This is a genomic window from Candidatus Saccharibacteria bacterium oral taxon 488, from assembly GCA_013099015.1.
Lineage (GTDB): Bacteria > Patescibacteriota > Saccharimonadia > Saccharimonadales > Saccharimonadaceae > Nanosynbacter.
The window spans coordinates 863,001-877,855 of record CP039998.1; the positions used below are offsets into that span (position 1 = coordinate 863,001).

At 46.8% G+C, this 14,855-nt stretch carries 14 protein-coding genes; 5 read left to right on the top strand and 9 right to left on the bottom strand.

The window, feature by feature from the left end; translation table 11 throughout:
- Positions 1–122: 122 nt before the first annotated feature.
- On the bottom strand, positions 123–1,238 hold the full coding sequence (locus FBF29_04575; GenBank protein QJU07932.1) for a hypothetical protein: 1,116 nt from the start codon (positions 1,236–1,238) through the stop codon (positions 123–125).
- Positions 1,239–1,305: 67 nt separating this feature from the next.
- Between FBF29_04575 and FBF29_04580 the strand changes: the two genes are divergently transcribed.
- Entirely contained in the window at positions 1,306–3,444 is a 2,139-nt protein-coding gene (locus tag FBF29_04580; protein QJU07933.1) for a glycosyltransferase, read from the top strand.
- Between the two features lie 9 nt (positions 3,445–3,453).
- Here the strand turns inward: FBF29_04580 and FBF29_04585 are convergent, their stop codons facing one another.
- Together FBF29_04585 and FBF29_04590 are read right to left on the bottom strand one after the other, a co-directional pair.
- Complete coding sequence (locus FBF29_04585) at positions 3,454–6,117, bottom strand: hypothetical protein (protein QJU07934.1); 2,664 nt, start codon at positions 6,115–6,117, stop codon at positions 3,454–3,456.
- Positions 6,114–6,704: a hypothetical protein gene (locus tag FBF29_04590; GenBank protein QJU07935.1), complete on the bottom strand. Its 591-nt coding sequence runs from the start codon at positions 6,702–6,704 to the stop codon at positions 6,114–6,116. The genes FBF29_04585 and FBF29_04590 overlap by 4 nt, the downstream gene beginning before the upstream one ends.
- 98 nt (positions 6,705–6,802) lie before the next feature.
- On the opposite strand from FBF29_04590, the gene FBF29_04595 reads away from it, so the two are divergent.
- Positions 6,803–7,807, top strand: a complete 1,005-nt coding sequence (locus FBF29_04595; protein ID QJU07936.1) for a glycosyltransferase family 2 protein — start codon at positions 6,803–6,805, stop codon at positions 7,805–7,807.
- 48 nt (positions 7,808–7,855) lie between these two features.
- Here FBF29_04595 and FBF29_04600 read toward each other — a convergent pair whose 3' ends face one another.
- Entirely contained in the window at positions 7,856–9,037 is a 1,182-nt protein-coding gene (locus tag FBF29_04600; GenBank protein QJU07937.1) for an ATP-binding cassette domain-containing protein, read from the bottom strand.
- On the bottom strand, positions 9,038–9,847 hold the full coding sequence (locus FBF29_04605; GenBank protein QJU07938.1) for an ABC transporter permease: 810 nt from the start codon (positions 9,845–9,847) through the stop codon (positions 9,038–9,040). It abuts the gene before it with no gap.
- Here FBF29_04605 and FBF29_04610 point away from each other — a divergent pair.
- From FBF29_04610 to FBF29_04620, 3 genes are all read left to right on the top strand, one after another.
- A complete protein-coding gene (locus FBF29_04610) occupies positions 9,839–11,038 on the top strand; it encodes a glycosyltransferase family 4 protein (protein ID QJU07939.1) in 1,200 nt (399 codons plus the stop codon). The genes FBF29_04605 and FBF29_04610 overlap by 9 nt on opposite strands.
- 7 nt (positions 11,039–11,045) lie before the next feature.
- Complete coding sequence (locus FBF29_04615) at positions 11,046–12,203, top strand: glycosyltransferase family 4 protein (GenBank protein ID QJU07940.1); 1,158 nt, start codon at positions 11,046–11,048, stop codon at positions 12,201–12,203.
- 81 nt (positions 12,204–12,284) lie between these two features.
- Positions 12,285–12,653, top strand: a complete 369-nt coding sequence (locus tag FBF29_04620; GenBank protein QJU07970.1) for a GtrA family protein — start codon at positions 12,285–12,287, stop codon at positions 12,651–12,653.
- Here FBF29_04620 and FBF29_04625 read toward each other — a convergent pair.
- From FBF29_04625 to FBF29_04640, 4 genes are read right to left on the bottom strand one after another with little or no spacing between them, the layout of a single operon-like run.
- Positions 12,650–13,111, bottom strand: a complete 462-nt coding sequence (locus FBF29_04625; protein ID QJU07941.1) for a KH domain-containing protein — start codon at positions 13,109–13,111, stop codon at positions 12,650–12,652. The genes FBF29_04620 and FBF29_04625 overlap by 4 nt on opposite strands.
- A 9-nt stretch (positions 13,112–13,120) precedes the next feature.
- Complete coding sequence (locus FBF29_04630; protein ID QJU07942.1) at positions 13,121–14,074, bottom strand: YidC/Oxa1 family membrane protein insertase; 954 nt, start codon at positions 14,072–14,074, stop codon at positions 13,121–13,123.
- Positions 14,075–14,098: 24 nt separating this feature from the next.
- The gene (gene rnpA / locus FBF29_04635) at positions 14,099–14,446 is read right to left on the bottom strand and encodes a ribonuclease P protein component (protein QJU07943.1); all 348 of its coding nucleotides are present in this window, start codon (positions 14,444–14,446) and stop codon (positions 14,099–14,101) included.
- A gap of 51 nt (positions 14,447–14,497) precedes the next feature.
- Positions 14,498–14,635 (bottom strand): 50S ribosomal protein L34, encoded by a 138-nt coding sequence (locus FBF29_04640; GenBank protein ID QJU07944.1) that lies wholly within the window; start codon positions 14,633–14,635, stop codon positions 14,498–14,500.
- Between the last annotated feature and the right edge of the window lie 220 nt (positions 14,636–14,855).

Genomic DNA, 14,855 nt, shown 5'->3' on the forward strand with positions numbered 1-14,855 from the left:
CAAAGCGTGTCCAGGCATAAGAATTAACCAACTCAGTGCCCCAGCTAATGAAATGTGTAACGACCATAGGAATGAACGATAATACTTGAAAGACGGGTGTCGCCTCTTAAGATAGAATAACACTAAATACCCCACAAGTACCCAAACGAGTATCGACTGAACGATCTCACCAAATACCCCTTGATCGATAGCGGCAAGCTTAATGCTGGCAACAGTACATAATTGCCGGCGTTTATTGCTAGATACTGATATGTTGATCCTTTATCTTTTGCCAGCTCCTCCATATTAATAAATCGATCGGCAAATGTATATGACTCAGGTAGCAGCGTCTTTAAGTTACCAATAGCATGAGCTCGCATCTTTCTAATTCCCGAAAGCCCTCTCTCCGATGCCCGCTCATTAATCATCTTGAGGGCGGTGTCTGAGGAGTGATAGTAATCAGAGAGTGCCATAAAGTTGGTTGCGTACGCACCAACAAAGGCCACAACAACCACGATACATGTCATGACGGCGTGCTTCCAGAGGCTGATAACTTTTTGTTTATTATTGACGAGCTCAAAGAATATGATTGGTACAAGTACAGATATAGCAATTGTTGATATATACTCATAGCCGCCCAGAAGTTTTAAGAATAGTAATATGGTTTCACCGAGGTAGAATAGCCACATTTTCTTCGATGATTTACAGTATGAGTAACTCAGAAAAGCAAAGGCAAACGGAGCAAACATGAGTGGCTCTATCCAATACATATTTTGCGCGTAGCCGACAATCCACGGGCTAAATGCAACCAGTGTCGCGAATACTGCTGCAACAACAAAACCAAATAATTTCCTAACCCTAAGAGCTACCAGAGCCATAAGAGCTGCCATGGCTGCAGACAGAACCGCATTAACTTTCTTAAAATATACCGGCAATTTCGCACTATCGTTTGGTGCTAGTGCGGTAATTATTCTCGCCTGTAGACCGTATTGCGAAGCATACGGTTTGAGCAGGCTGGCATCACAATCCCCAGTCGTCATGACTGAATTATAATCCTCATTTTTAGCAACGATTAGCGGCCCGCTATAACCAGATTTTTCCTTGCAACGGGCCGTCTTTTCTACTATGGCCGATGAGTCGCGCTGAAAGCCATCAAACCATTCGCGCCACAAACCGACTCCAAAAATATTACCAAAGAAAGATAAAAACAAAACTCCCCAGACAACTCCAAAAAACAGTATGCTCTTTTTTCGCTCCATAATACTTACCATATAGTATCATAACTTAACGATAGACTAAAGTGACTACCTAAATTATAATAGCGTCATGAAACCACTTTTATCTATCATTGTTACCGCCCATCACGAAGGCCTTATTGCTCATAAAACTATGCGCTCCATTGAACGTGCTGTCAGCCTGCTTCGTGATAGCGATATTTCCTACGAAATAATTGTATCAATCGACCGCGGTGATGAAGAAACTATTCGCTACTTCAGTAATTATACCGCCCTGCCGATCGCTATATACCAATGGAATCATGGTGACCTCGCTCAATCTCGCAATAGTGCCATCACCAAGGCGCATGGCCGTTTTATTGCGTTTATCGATGCCGACGATTTGATGAGTGCCAACTGGCTACGAGATGGTGTGCAATTTTTAACAAACCACTCCTACGGTAAATATGTTGCCCATAGTGCCTATACTATTGAGTTTGAGGGGGCAAATGCCATTGTTGAAAAAGTTGGCTACACTAATAAAGACCGCGACACTCTATTGAGCGTACTTTCGGGACGATGGAACTCGGTCATTATTGCACCAAGTACTTTACTTCGCCAGTTTCCATACACACCAAACAGCCCCGGATATGGCTATGAAGATTGGTTTATGAGCTGCCAGTTCATCCAGCATGGTATCAAAAATGTCCTCATTCCGGAAACCGCTATCTTTGTTCGCCGTAAGGCCACTGGCTCGGAATGGGCACGCCAAAAAACTAGCCGCTCAGTGCTCCACGCCCACCCCCTCTTTAGTCCATCGCACTTTCGTACCATCAAGCTTGACTCGGTTGCCACGCCTGCCTCAGAGCGGCGGCGCCAAACGAAAAATACCATTAAGGAATTGATGGTTCGTTCTCGCATCCCACTGGGGTTAGTCAAGCGACCGCTCGCAATTATCCGACGCGGACGCAATGTGCTCAAAAAAAAGAAGTCGACACCGGCGACCGAGGTGCTGCCAGCGTGGCTTGATGCTGAATGGCGAGCATTACATCATATTGAGAAACTAATTTTTCCACCACATCCATTGCCGACAGTATACCACACAATTACTGATGATCATTATCGTGTTGGCTTGGCGTATTGGCAAATATGTCGTGATTTACGAAACGACACCTATGATTATGTGCTGTTCGTACCGTGGCTCAAGCGTGGTGGTGCTGATCTATTTGCTCTTAACTACGCCAACACCGCTGCGTCACTCGGCAAGAAAGTTTTGGTTATTGCCACAAATGAAGTTGACGCTAATTACTCAGAGTGGCGACCACGACTTAACATCGACGTAGATTTCGTGCCGTTTGGGACAATTACCCGATTCTTCCCGATAGAGCAAAAATATAGACTGCTAGAGCAACTGATCGAAAATATCCACGTGCCGGTGCTCCATATCCTCAATTCAGAGCTAGCCTATGATTTTGTGCGAGATCACGCAGTATATATCAAGGCCACTGGTAAAAAAGTTATTGCTACGTCCTATAGCCAAAGCACCGATGAAACTGGACGAATATTTGGTTTTTCACACAGTCATCTGCCACAGATTTATCACCTGCTCTCTGAGATAACCACCGATAATGAAGCCGTCAAGTCGATGTGGGTTAATGAATATGCTTATGACGCGGATGCAATTACCGTTCACCATCAACCACTTGATAGCAGCACGTACACACCGATAGCAAAGTTGGCTGGTCAAAGGCGTATTCTTTGGGCGTCCCGCCTATCACCAGAGAAATTACCTCAACTAGTTGCAGCTATCGCTGATCTATTACCTGATGATGTCCACATTGATATGTACGGTGACGCATCGAGCGAGTTTCCCACCCATAAACTACCGTCACATCCACGGGTTCATTACCGCGGCGGCTTTAATGGTGTACCGTCACTGCCTGTTGACAACTATGACGCCTTTCTCTACACATCGCTCTTTGACGGCATGCCAAATACGCCAATTGAGATAGCTCTGCGCGGATTGCCGCTCGTAGCAGCGCGAGTTGGTGGAGTGGCAGACTTTGTTGGTACATATGGACAGATTGTTGATGATATCACCAATCCAAAAGCCTACGCTGAAGCGTTAACTGTTGTTCTGGACAATCCTAAGACAGCGTTTGCTAACGCCCAATCTCTACGAAAGCAGGCGCTACGTGATTTTTCACAAAAAAGGTTTTTGACAGAAGTTAGGCGTATGCTTAAGCGATAATTGTCCGCTCTACTCGCGCACTCTCATCTCCCCCTTCACCGCCTCATTACCAGTCTCAAGCGGTGGAGCAGCATATTCGTGCCACGTGCGGCCGTCAAAGGTGGAGAAGTAGGCGCGGTAGACACCAACTGGAAAGGGACGAGTGGTCTTGAATTCTTGTTCTTGACCAGGTTGAATGGTGGTTGGTTGGAGGCAGCCGAGATCATAGTTTGCTCCATGTTGGTTGCGCATAATGAGACAGGTGCGGTTAGTGGTAGTGATGGGTTGGCTGGCAAAGTTCTTGATCTTAAAGGTGGTAGTGACTGGCTCACCGGCACGTGGAGAGGGATTAGAGAAAGTGATACCCTGGGTGAGTGTGGGGTTGGGGAGAATGGTGAACGATAAGCTGGTCACCTCCTTACCGTTCACTCCTGGCAGCGCCACCCCTTCGTGCCAGCGGCTACCATCGTATAACGCAAAGAAGGCTCTATACGTGCCCAGTTTGTTAAAAGGACGACCGAGCGAAAACTGTACACTACTTTGTGGGGCAATTCCTTTTGTTGATTGACAGCCAAGGTCATGATTCTCACCACGTGGACCCCGAATAATGTAGCACAAGCGCTGATCAGTCTGCGACACCGCCGAACTAAGATTACGCAAAGTGAATGAGCCAGTCAGCTTGTCACCAGCACGCGCTGGCGCTGGTGTTATCGATAACCCCTGTGACATGACAACATCCTGCAGCACTCTCATCTCCCCCTTCACCGCCTCATTACCAGTCTCAAGCGGTGGAGCAGCATATTCGTGCCACGTGCGGCCGTCAAAGGTGGAGAAGTAGGCGCGGTAGACACCAACTGGAAAGGGACGAGTGGTCTTGAATTCTTGTTCTTGACCAGGTTGAATGGTGGTTGGTTGGAGGCAGCCGAGATCATAGTTTGCTCCATGTTGGTTGCGCATAATGAGACAGGTGCGGTTAGTGGTAGTGATGGGTTGGCTGGCAAAGTTCTTGATCTTAAAGGTGGTAGTGACTGGCTCACCGGCACGTGGAGAGGGATTAGAGAAAGTGATACCCTGGGTGAGTGTGGGGTTGGGGAGAATGGTGAACTGCGCCCGATTACCAGCACTAGCTGGTGTCGGCACCGGATACTGCGCCTCGGTCCAAGTTATCCCCTTATCGAGAGTGCCACTGATGCGCGCCTTGTATAGACCACTTTCTCGTGGAATAAACTCTTGGTCATAGGCATAGGTTGCACCCGGCGCAAGGCTGTTGACTGTATCAAAACTGGCATCAGCATTTCGTCCGCTCGGACTAGTAATTGCCGCGCCAAAATAACCGAGGTCGATTGGCTTCGGACTATTATTTTTAACCGTGAAGCGAATCCGTGTTGATTGCCCAACGTGTGTCCGTTGATTTTGAATAGTTACTGGGGAAGTTACTGTTGGCGCCGTCTGCACAAACGTCGACACTTCGCGGCTATGGCCCGGAGCTGATTCTGGATAATTATTACTCCAACCGTTGCCCTCACGGTAATTTGTGATCCAGAATTTATAATTCTCCTCTTTGGTTAACTTAGTTGTCACTCGGTAGGTATATGTCTGCCATGGCTCAAGAATAACCCGTTGGCTACCAAAGTCATAGTTATTCCACTTGCTATCACGGGCAGCTATCGCCATGGTCCCCAAGTCGCGGCGCTGATTTGTGGCGTTACGGATAGTAAACGATGCGGTTATTGTCATGTCCGTAAATAGTTTTGACCCGGTCCCCTCCGTTCTCACTGACAGCGGCGATTCAATTCGCACAGATTTCAGCGGCGAACCAAACCATTCATTAAAGAAGCGCCAAAAATTACGATTACCATATGCTCCACAGTGGGCCGTCCCTGGATAGGCGTCAAGGGCACCTTGATTTGGCTGATATGGGGTGTAGTTGTACAAGTTGGCTGTTGCTTGATTCTCGATATATACCCATGAGCCGCCACAGGCCGCGTTTGGACTATACTGGATGTAATTTGACCGACCAGCCTTATAGCGATATTCGCCCGGACGATTAGTATATAGCCGGAATTGGCGCGCCGCCATCCGTAGCTGATTATACATACCGGCATACTCGTTTGAACAATTCGCTGTATTACCCGGCCCGCTGTCCGGACAAGCAAAGCCCATAGCATACTTATACTGACTCTTGAGTGGCCAGACATCAGTAAACAGTGACCCCTGTTCTTTCTTTAGTGTCACCAGCATTACTTGCGGATTAATACCAAATTCTTTTGATACATTCCAAATAATATTGGCCACCGACAGACCGCCAGCAAACCAACCGCCGCCCCTTTCAAACGAGGTCTCTTTCGTACTTGGATTTTCGTGATAATCCCGCAGACAGGCATATGGTGGACCGTGCCAACCGCGTTTAGCTGCATATTGCGCTCGCGTACCTCCGCCATACTCAGATGGCCCAGTCCCCCATGTATCGCAGGCTGGCGTATGACTGTTGATAAAGTTTTGAATATCTTGAACGCTTGAAAATGTATTAGTATCATAAAAAACATTGTCATCAATAATTCGCCCGGGACTCCATGGCGACAACGCCCCTGTTTTTGGCCAAAAAATAATCCCTAGACTAACAACACCAACGACGGCCAGTGTATATCCGACACGCTTTAGCCAGGACGGTTTCATACTCTGTAACTGAATCACCGTAACCCCTCCTTGCGGAACGACGGCCCATTTGTAGATTCTCCAATATATGCACTTGATGAGTAAGTAACTTTTATCGACATATCAGTGCCCGATGGTAATTCTGATAGTGGAATCTCGGCCATCCGACAATTCGTTGAGCTCGGACCAGCGGATGCACCAGTTTGGCGCGAAACTTGACCACCGGACCAGTAGACCGTGAAGGTACAGCTGCCGCCATTTTCGACAATAGCGTTAACGCCACCATCAATTTGTAGGCGCTGGCCGTCGCCACTGAGGCCGTAGCCGCTCACAATCGGCGTTACTGCTTGTTTTGAACCGCGTTGCTCGCTGGGGCCAGCTGGTTTATCAGGACTACGACCATCCCGCTCTTCTGGTTTCGTCTTATTGTCATCAACCTTCTTATCGTCACTCTTATTATCGTTTTCTTTCGTCTGGGATGAAGCAGCACCCTCCTTAGCTTGCTCTGCTCGTTGTGGTCGCGTTACTGCATAAACAACCGCCGCAATAGTAATTACGACGACCGCGCTCACTAAACTAATGATTATAGCCCTGGTCTTCTTTGACGTTGTTTGTTTAACTCGCATAGTGTTATTTCCCCTGTTTTTATCCTATCAGCTTAAGCATAACAGTTAATCGCTGGGTTTTCAATATTTTTGCCAATAAAGATGCTATAATATCCCGTATGAATGCACAGAAATCCCAAGTTAAACCACCATTGGTGTCAATTATTACCGCCACCTATAATGACGAAACATACATTGAGTCCTCAATTCGCTCCGTGCTGTCACAAGATTTTACTGATTTCGAGTACCTTATTATTAATGATGGCTCAACCGATAATACAAAAAAAATCGTTCAGCGCCTTCAAAAAGAAGATGGCCGCATTCGCCTCATTAATCAAAAAAATAGCGGCCTAGTAGCCTCACTCAACCGCGGCATTACCGAAGCGCGCGGTACTTACATTGCCCGTATTGATGGCGACGACGAGTGGTTGCCGCACAAATTGAAAACTCAGGTTGCTATGCTTGAAGCAAATAAAAACCTAGTTCTGGTTGGCGGAGGCGCAGAAATTATAAACCAAGACAGCGTGCCGACTGGTTTTATTTTTAACGTTGCTCGTAATGAAGATATCAGACTTGGTCTTTGCATTTTTAATCAATTCTGCCATTCATCGGTTGTTTATCGCCGCCAGGCGGCACTTGACGCTGGTCTTTACCCTGACACCTGTCCAGCCGAGGATTATGACCTGTTTAGTAAATTTGCCGAACACGGTGAACTTGCTAACGTACCTTACCCCGTTTTCCGCTATCGCATTAGTGACGGCAGCATCTCGGCTAAACGGCGCGATGAGCAAAATCGTCTCGCTAAAAAGTTTTCGCTTCGCAACTGGGATATCGTTCAGCCGACGGTCACTAGTCGTGCCGACATCAAACGTGCTTTCGCCTATTATATCAAAAATCCAATTAACCATGATTTTGGAATTAGCCACAAGCACGCCTATACGTTTGTACTAATGCGTATCGGCTATCGTATGCTTCAAAAGGGACAGGTTGGTAAGGGGCTCCGTCAGCTTTGGAACGTGGCATCAACCGGGCGCACTGCCTCCAAGATCGTTGTTAAGTGGGGGCTTGATATCATCAAGATTAAGCTTCGACCATCACGTCGAAAAACAAAAACAGCAGCTTAGCAGTACGAAGACAGAATATCACCAAACTATTGGACGGGCTATCCTTTTCTATCTGTGATCGTGGCGCCACTGCCGCGGAATCAATGTTAATCCCCCAAACGACTGCCCAACTACTGAAAAGTCTTTCGTGATAGTAAATTCCTCGGCACGATAAGCAACGTCATACTTTACTGACCCATCGTGATTGAGAAGATTAACGTCAACATAGTACGATCCCGGGCCTAAATTTGCTTCGATATCGAGTGTCAGTTTTTTGTCTTTCGGTAGCCTAGCAAACCCTTCACGATTAGTAATAAAATTCGATACCAAATCACTGTCCTTGCGATACAAATCAACCATGATTGCTCGTGTCTTATCATGATGCCAAGCGATATCAAACGAGATGGTCTCGCCAACCTTAAAGCTACGCTGTTTTTTACCCGTCGCGTCACGGATCGTAATATCAACATTTTTACCAGTATATTGCCGATTTCTATCAATACTTGCGTCAATCACTGCTTGATTGAGCCGACTATACTCGTCAGCCACCCGCACCGGGTCTCCCTCTTTGATAATTGTGCCGTCTTGGATTAGTACAGCACGATTACAAAACTTCTTGACTGTTTCCATATCGTGTGTCACCAGGACGACCGTTTGGCCGCTGGCTTTATATTGCTCAAATATGTCGATGCACTTGTACTGGAATGCCTCATCACCGACAGCCAACACTTCATCAAAAATCATGATATCATTACGCGCCTTGATTGCTACTGAAAACGCCAATCGTACCTGCATACCTGACGAATAATTTTTCAGCTTCTGATCCATAAACGGTTCAAGTTCAGCAAAGGCAACAATCTCATCATACATCGCCTCCATCTCTTTGCGGGTGAACCCAAGTAGTGCTCCGTTCAAAAAAACATTATCTCGGCCAGACAGCTCCGGGTTAAAGCCAACACCCAATTCAATAAATGGTGTCAGCTTACCATGTAGCTGAATGCTACCGCTCGTCGGTTGATACACACCAGCGAGGATTTTAAGCATAGTGCTTTTTCCTGAGCCGTTCCGACCAACAACCCCGAAAAAATCACCCTGATTAATAGTAAAACTAACCCCGTCCAATACCTTTTGGACGGTCTTTTTATTTCGTTTGATAATATTAACAAAGGCATGCTTAATGCTTGAGTTTTTGGTCTGTGGCAATATAAACTCTTTATGTATATCCTTAATTACAATAGCCGGCTTCGTCATCTAAATATCCTCCGCAAATGAACGTTGCTTGCGCTGGAAATGCCACCACCCCAGCCCAAACAGCCCGATGGTTATCATAATCGGAATAAACCACAACAACGGATTATGAAATGTTTGCCAAATTGTCTGAGAGGCGGGGTTACTAGGCATCAGTGTATGCCTGGCGTCTTGAATAATTTGCGTAACAGGGTTCAAAAACGCGACTTTCTGGATGACTGTAGGCATATAAATAATGGCAAAAATAATACCACTGGCGTAAAACCCAGCCTGCAACAAAATCTCCCAGATATACGCGATATCACGAAACGTTACGTAGAGTGCCGAGAGTAGCAGAGATAGGCCAATTGATAGTAAAAATAGCTGAGCAATTATCGGAATTAGTAGCAACCACAACAAAGTTGGCATTAGACCACTTAGTAGTGCAAAAATTATCACCACAATCATCCCTAAGCCAAGGTTAATCAGCGCCGATACGGAGCTGGCAACCACTAAGAGGTGTCTTGGGATTGCTACTTTACGAATTAGTTGCCCATTTTCCACTACCGAACGAGTACCTACCATCGTTGCCTCAGAGAAAAAGTTCCATAGCACGACGCCAATCAATAACCAGACGCCAAAATATTCAATCCCTTTACTGCCCTGTGGGAACGCATAGGTAAACAATACATATAAGATGCCGAATATGAACAGCGGCTTCAGAAGCGACCATACGTATCCGAGGGCAGAATTTTGGTAGCGAACCTTAAAGTCTGTGCTAACCATTGCGCGCAAAATTGCCCGATTTCTTTCATTACCAAAGAGATGTTTCACTCCCTGATTATACCAAATTACACCAAAAAGATATATACTTGTAAAATGAATCGGTTACGAGTTGTTATCGTACGAAATGCCGCACCTCATGATTTTGGTGGTGGCGAGCGATTTCCAGTGTTCTTAGGTCAAGAATTACAAAAAATAGGTCATTTGCCGGTTATTTTTAGTCACCACACGGCACTCTGTGACTACGCTAAGTACGAACGGTTGACTTATCACCGCTCTTGGTGGTGGTCTCGACAAAACTGGAGCGGCTGGCGAGTTATACTAACACCGCTATATGTGTTATGGCAACTGCTGCTTACGTCGTATTATATTATCCAATTTCATCGCTACAAAGCTGACGTTGTTCACCTGCAGAGTAAGGATGATTTTATTGCTGGGTCAATCGCTGGTAAGCTTATCGGTGCCCATGTTATCTGGACTGATCACGCCGACCTCAAACATGTCTGGAAGCAGCTCGGCGTATGGTATAAAAACCCGACTGGTAAGCTGGTTGCTTGGGCGGCACGCTTTGCCGACGCAATTACCCTCGTTAGCCAGAGTGAATGCCGTCTCGTTTCTGATAATCTGCCGTTAACCTCACCAATTCATCGTAAATTAACCGTTATCTATAATGGTGTCAACGACCAGAAACCAACACACACACCCATCAAAAGCCGCCCGTTCACGTTCTGTATCGCCGGTCGCCTAGTTGTTGATAAGGGAGTTAGTGAAGCGATCGCTGCATTCAAACGACTTCACGCTACACATCACGACACGCGCCTCATTCTGATCGGTGACGGACCAGATCGTTCACGGTTTGAGAAACAGACCAAAGGGTTACCGGTCACCTTTCGTGGCCACCAAACAGACCCCCTCCCTGAAGTTGCCACCGCTGACGTATATCTTCATCCAACATACCACGAGGGGTTTAGTGTTTCACTCGTTGAGGCTAGTATGCTCCAGCTACCAATTATCGCCACTGACGTTGGCGGCAATCCAGAGATTATTCATCATAATAAAACCGGCCTCCTCGTCCCCGCAAAGAACTCAGTGGCGCTACATGATGCCATGGAGCAGCTATATTCTAACCCCGAGCTTCGCGCACGTCTAGCCACCGCTGCCCGCCGTCAATATCTTGCCTCGTTTGTTTTTCACACTATCGTTAAAACACAATTTATTCCTTTGTATAAAAACGGTTTATAATATACCTATGAAGATTCGTGTAGAAACCGCCGCTCTCACCGCTCCCAATATATCCGGGGTTGGTCATTACACTCGTATGTTGACCAATAGCCTCGCTCGCTATTCACCGCCAGAAACTGAGGTTTCGGCATTTTATTTTAATTTTTTGAGCAAGCATCGGGACCCTATTCTAGACAGCTCAATCAAGCATGAAAAACACACGCTCATGCCCCAGCGGCTATTTGCCAAGCTCCAAAGTTATGGTTTGCCGCTACCGTACGACCTCTTGTCATCACCTGTCGACGTCGCTATTTTTCCAAATTTTGACCGCTGGACAACCAGTAAAGCAGCTATCACTGCCGTCGTTATTCACGACCTCGGCTATCTCTATTTTCCTGAGACGATTGAACGGCGCAACCTAGCTCATTTACGCCGCCGTGTCGCCCATGCAACCCGAGTAGCCGACCTCATCATTACCGTCTCGGAGTCAGTCAAATCAGAAATTATCGCCGAATACGGCGTACCAGCTTCGAAAATTATCGTCACACCAATACCAGCTGACCCAATTTATTCTCAACCGGGTACAATTAACGTCGTCGCCAAATACAACTTACCAACCAAGCGGTATATCTTTTCAATTGGCAATCTCGAGCCACGCAAAGATTTACCGACAATGATTGCCGCCTTTCGCGCTCTACCAAACAAAATCCGCAAACAGTATTCATTAGTGCTAGCTGGTGGTAAGGGCTGGAAGACCGAGACTACTGAACATGCTATCGCTGAGGCTCAAGCTGCAGGTGAACATATTATCCGCCCGGGATACATTCCCCAGGAATATGTACCTGCATTTTATCAGCAAGCAGACCTTTTTTGCATGAGCTCCATTTACGAAGGATTCGGCATACCGATTGTTGAGGCGCTGACTAGCGGTACGCCGGTTGTTGCCTCCGATATTCCTGTGCTCCGCGAGGCTGGTGGAAATGCGGTTCTTTACGCTCAGCCTAAAAATCCCGACGACTTCATGAAAAAAATGCTCTCTATCATCGCTGACCCGCAAAAAGCACGCCTTGATATGAAAACTGCGGTTCAGGCTCATCTCAATACTATTTCCTGGCAGAATAATACCGATCGCCTCATCGCTGCTTTCAAGGAGGCTATTGCCGCTAAAAAACATCGCACCAACTAGGGTTTATGGGTTATACTTATCATTATGGCTCGTTTCAAACACTACATCACCAACCATGCCACCAAACTTCGCTACCTCCTCATCGGTACCATCAACACCACCATTGATTTTGGTGTGTTGTTTATGTTGACCTGGTTTATCAGCACACCGAAAGAATTAGCTAATATTATCTCGACAACCATCGCCTTTAGTTTCAGCTTCGTCGCCAATCGATCATTCACCTTTCGCTCACGCACCGGCAATGTTCGCCGTCAGCTACTCCTCTTTACCCTCGTCACCCTGTTTGGTCTCTGGGTAATTCAGACTATCATTATTGCGCTACTCGCGCCAATTTTCATTGGCTTTAACCTCAGTCAGCCGGTAGCACTATTCGCCAGCAAACTCATCGCCACTGTCGCCAGCCTCATCTGGAACTATCTGCTCTATACTAACGTTGTTTTCAAAGATTAAGAACTCTTCTGTGAAATCACCAAGTGTCGCGCACGCCCCTCGCCCTCGGAGTGGGTCTCAATATCACTATAATCACTCGCCACGTGGTGTACCACCCAGCGATCAGCCGAATTTAGTTCAATAATTTTCGTCTCGCCCGTCCGTCGCACTTCTTCGATCCAGCCGCGCGCCTTGTCGGCAATCTTTTCGGCATGCTGCTTCTTATAATCAGCAATATCAACATTCACTCGCACCAGCGCCGCCTGACGGTTACGCAAAATTGCTGACACCACCGTCTGTAGACTCCGTAACGTCTCCGCATTCCGCCCAATGAGCAAGCTATTGCGCTCACTCGATGGCACAACGGCCTTGATAACATCGTCTTCAACGCTAACATCAACATCCAGATTGAGATCAAAGAACGCCAGAAAGTCCTCCAGATATTTCTTGACAAATTCAATGGTCGCGATTTGATCCATATAGCCTCCTTAATCCTTCGCCTTTATCCGCGTAATGTTCGCCTCAGTCGCTGTGGCCGCTCGTTGCGAAGCGACTTTTGATTTTTTCACTGACGTGGTTGCTGACTTGCTCGTAGATTTTGGCGAACGCTTTTCGCCGGCAATTTGTTGCATTTCTGTACCGTCTTGCTTAAGAATAATGGCGTTTTGGATATAAGCAGCGATATTTGAGGTTGCCATGTAGAGCGCCAGCGCCCCCGGCAGACTGATCATAATAAGGAACATAAACACCGGCATAACCTTCATCATTTTGCGCGTGACAATGGCGTTAACTTCGGTTTGGTCGGCGTTCTTGCCTTCACCGGCCTCCATCAGCACATCACGTAGTCGCTTCTTGCTGTCCGAACTTGGCGACATTTGCTTTGATAACAGGTACTGCAGAACAGCCGCCACCAAGGCAAGGATAAGCAGCCCGATTGACGCGCCGCTTGATGACAATGCCTGCTTTGTTAGATCCATCAGTCCTAGGAAATTCTGATTAAAGTGATCCGGATTAGCGATCAAGTGCTTGACCGGCCCCCACTGCTCCATGAGATCGTAGGTATACTTGGCGAGCTCTGATCGCTGCATCACAAATATCTGCACCACGCGATAAATAGCGATCAGTACCGGTAGTTGAATAAGAAGCACCAAAATAGAGCTCATCGGCTTGATATTATGCTTTTTATACACATCCATCATCGCCATCGCCCGCATCTGTGGATTGTTCTTGTATTTTTTGTTTAGCTTGGCAAGCTCAGGCTGTATTTTACGCATCGCTTTAGCTTGGTGAAGCTGCTTCTTAACCAGTGGCCACAGCAGTAGCCGCACAATTATTGTAAATAGTACAACACTAACCCCAAAATCACCGCCTGGAATTAGCGCGTAAATTGCCATCAGCAAATTAAAAATTGGTTGTACAATAACCACATCAAATATATTCATACGCCCATTATACCAGAGGTAGCGCTATTTATATAGCCCGGCTTGCGAAAAGAGTTGCTTTACTGCCGTCTTCAGATCGTCATGCGGCATCAGTAACACCTCCGGCGAAAACACCATAATGACAACATCAAACCCACCCCGAATATGCGGCAACTCGAGTCGGATAATTTCGTAAATTCGGCGGCGAACACGATTGCGCTTAACGGCAGACTTGAGCACTTTTTTACTAATCACTACCGAAAACCGACCATGGTGGCGGCGTGAATTGGCGATATATTTCATGGTGAGTTGTGACGAGCGAATCGCTCGCCCACGTGTATAGACATAGCGCAAACTACCGTGACCATGAAATCGGTTAATGTGACGTAACATAGATCCAGTATAGCAAAATCCCGCCCTATTAGGCGAGGCGGGAGTTTACAGTTAGATAGCGATCTTGGCGCGACCCTTGAGGCGACGGCGCTTTAAAACAGCGCGACCAGCCTTGGTCGAAACACGAGCTCGAAAACCGTGCGTCTTGGCGCGATGTCGCTTGTGTGGTTGAAATGTTCGCTTTGGCATATCGTCATTTAGTGTAGCCTTTTTTGACATTTTTTGCAAGCCATGGATAAGCTTTCCACTGTTTCTACTGTTTTTTCCACATATTTATCAGAGGTGGCTCATCGCTGTGGAAAAACCACCTCGAGAGATCATGAATGTTATGATGGCGCCTGTGCTTGTGGAAAAGTCTGATTTTTTGCTATAGTAAAGTCATCAAGCTAGTTCCGAGGGGGAAGGTATT

Bases quoted from the DNA above. Each gene is read 5' to 3' on its own strand.
- FBF29_04575 (QJU07932.1), bottom strand. From the start codon at position 1,238: ATGGAGCGAAAAAAGAGCATACTGTTTTTTGGAGTTGTCTGGGGAGTT.
- FBF29_04580 (QJU07933.1), top strand. From the start codon at position 1,306: ATGAAACCACTTTTATCTATCATTGTTACCGCCCATCACGAAGGCCTT.
- FBF29_04590 (QJU07935.1), bottom strand. From the start codon at position 6,704: ATGCGAGTTAAACAAACAACGTCAAAGAAGACCAGGGCTATAATCATT.
- FBF29_04595 (QJU07936.1), top strand. From the start codon at position 6,803: ATGAATGCACAGAAATCCCAAGTTAAACCACCATTGGTGTCAATTATT.
- FBF29_04600 (QJU07937.1), bottom strand. From the start codon at position 9,037: ATGACGAAGCCGGCTATTGTAATTAAGGATATACATAAAGAGTTTATA.
- FBF29_04610 (QJU07939.1), top strand. From the start codon at position 9,839: ATGTTTCACTCCCTGATTATACCAAATTACACCAAAAAGATATATACT.
- FBF29_04615 (QJU07940.1), top strand. From the start codon at position 11,046: ATGAAGATTCGTGTAGAAACCGCCGCTCTCACCGCTCCCAATATATCC.
- FBF29_04625 (QJU07941.1), bottom strand. From the start codon at position 13,111: ATGGATCAAATCGCGACCATTGAATTTGTCAAGAAATATCTGGAGGAC.
- FBF29_04630 (QJU07942.1), bottom strand. From the start codon at position 14,074: ATGAATATATTTGATGTGGTTATTGTACAACCAATTTTTAATTTGCTG.
- rnpA (QJU07943.1), bottom strand. From the start codon at position 14,446: ATGTTACGTCACATTAACCGATTTCATGGTCACGGTAGTTTGCGCTAT.
- FBF29_04640 (QJU07944.1), bottom strand. From the start codon at position 14,635: ATGCCAAAGCGAACATTTCAACCACACAAGCGACATCGCGCCAAGACG.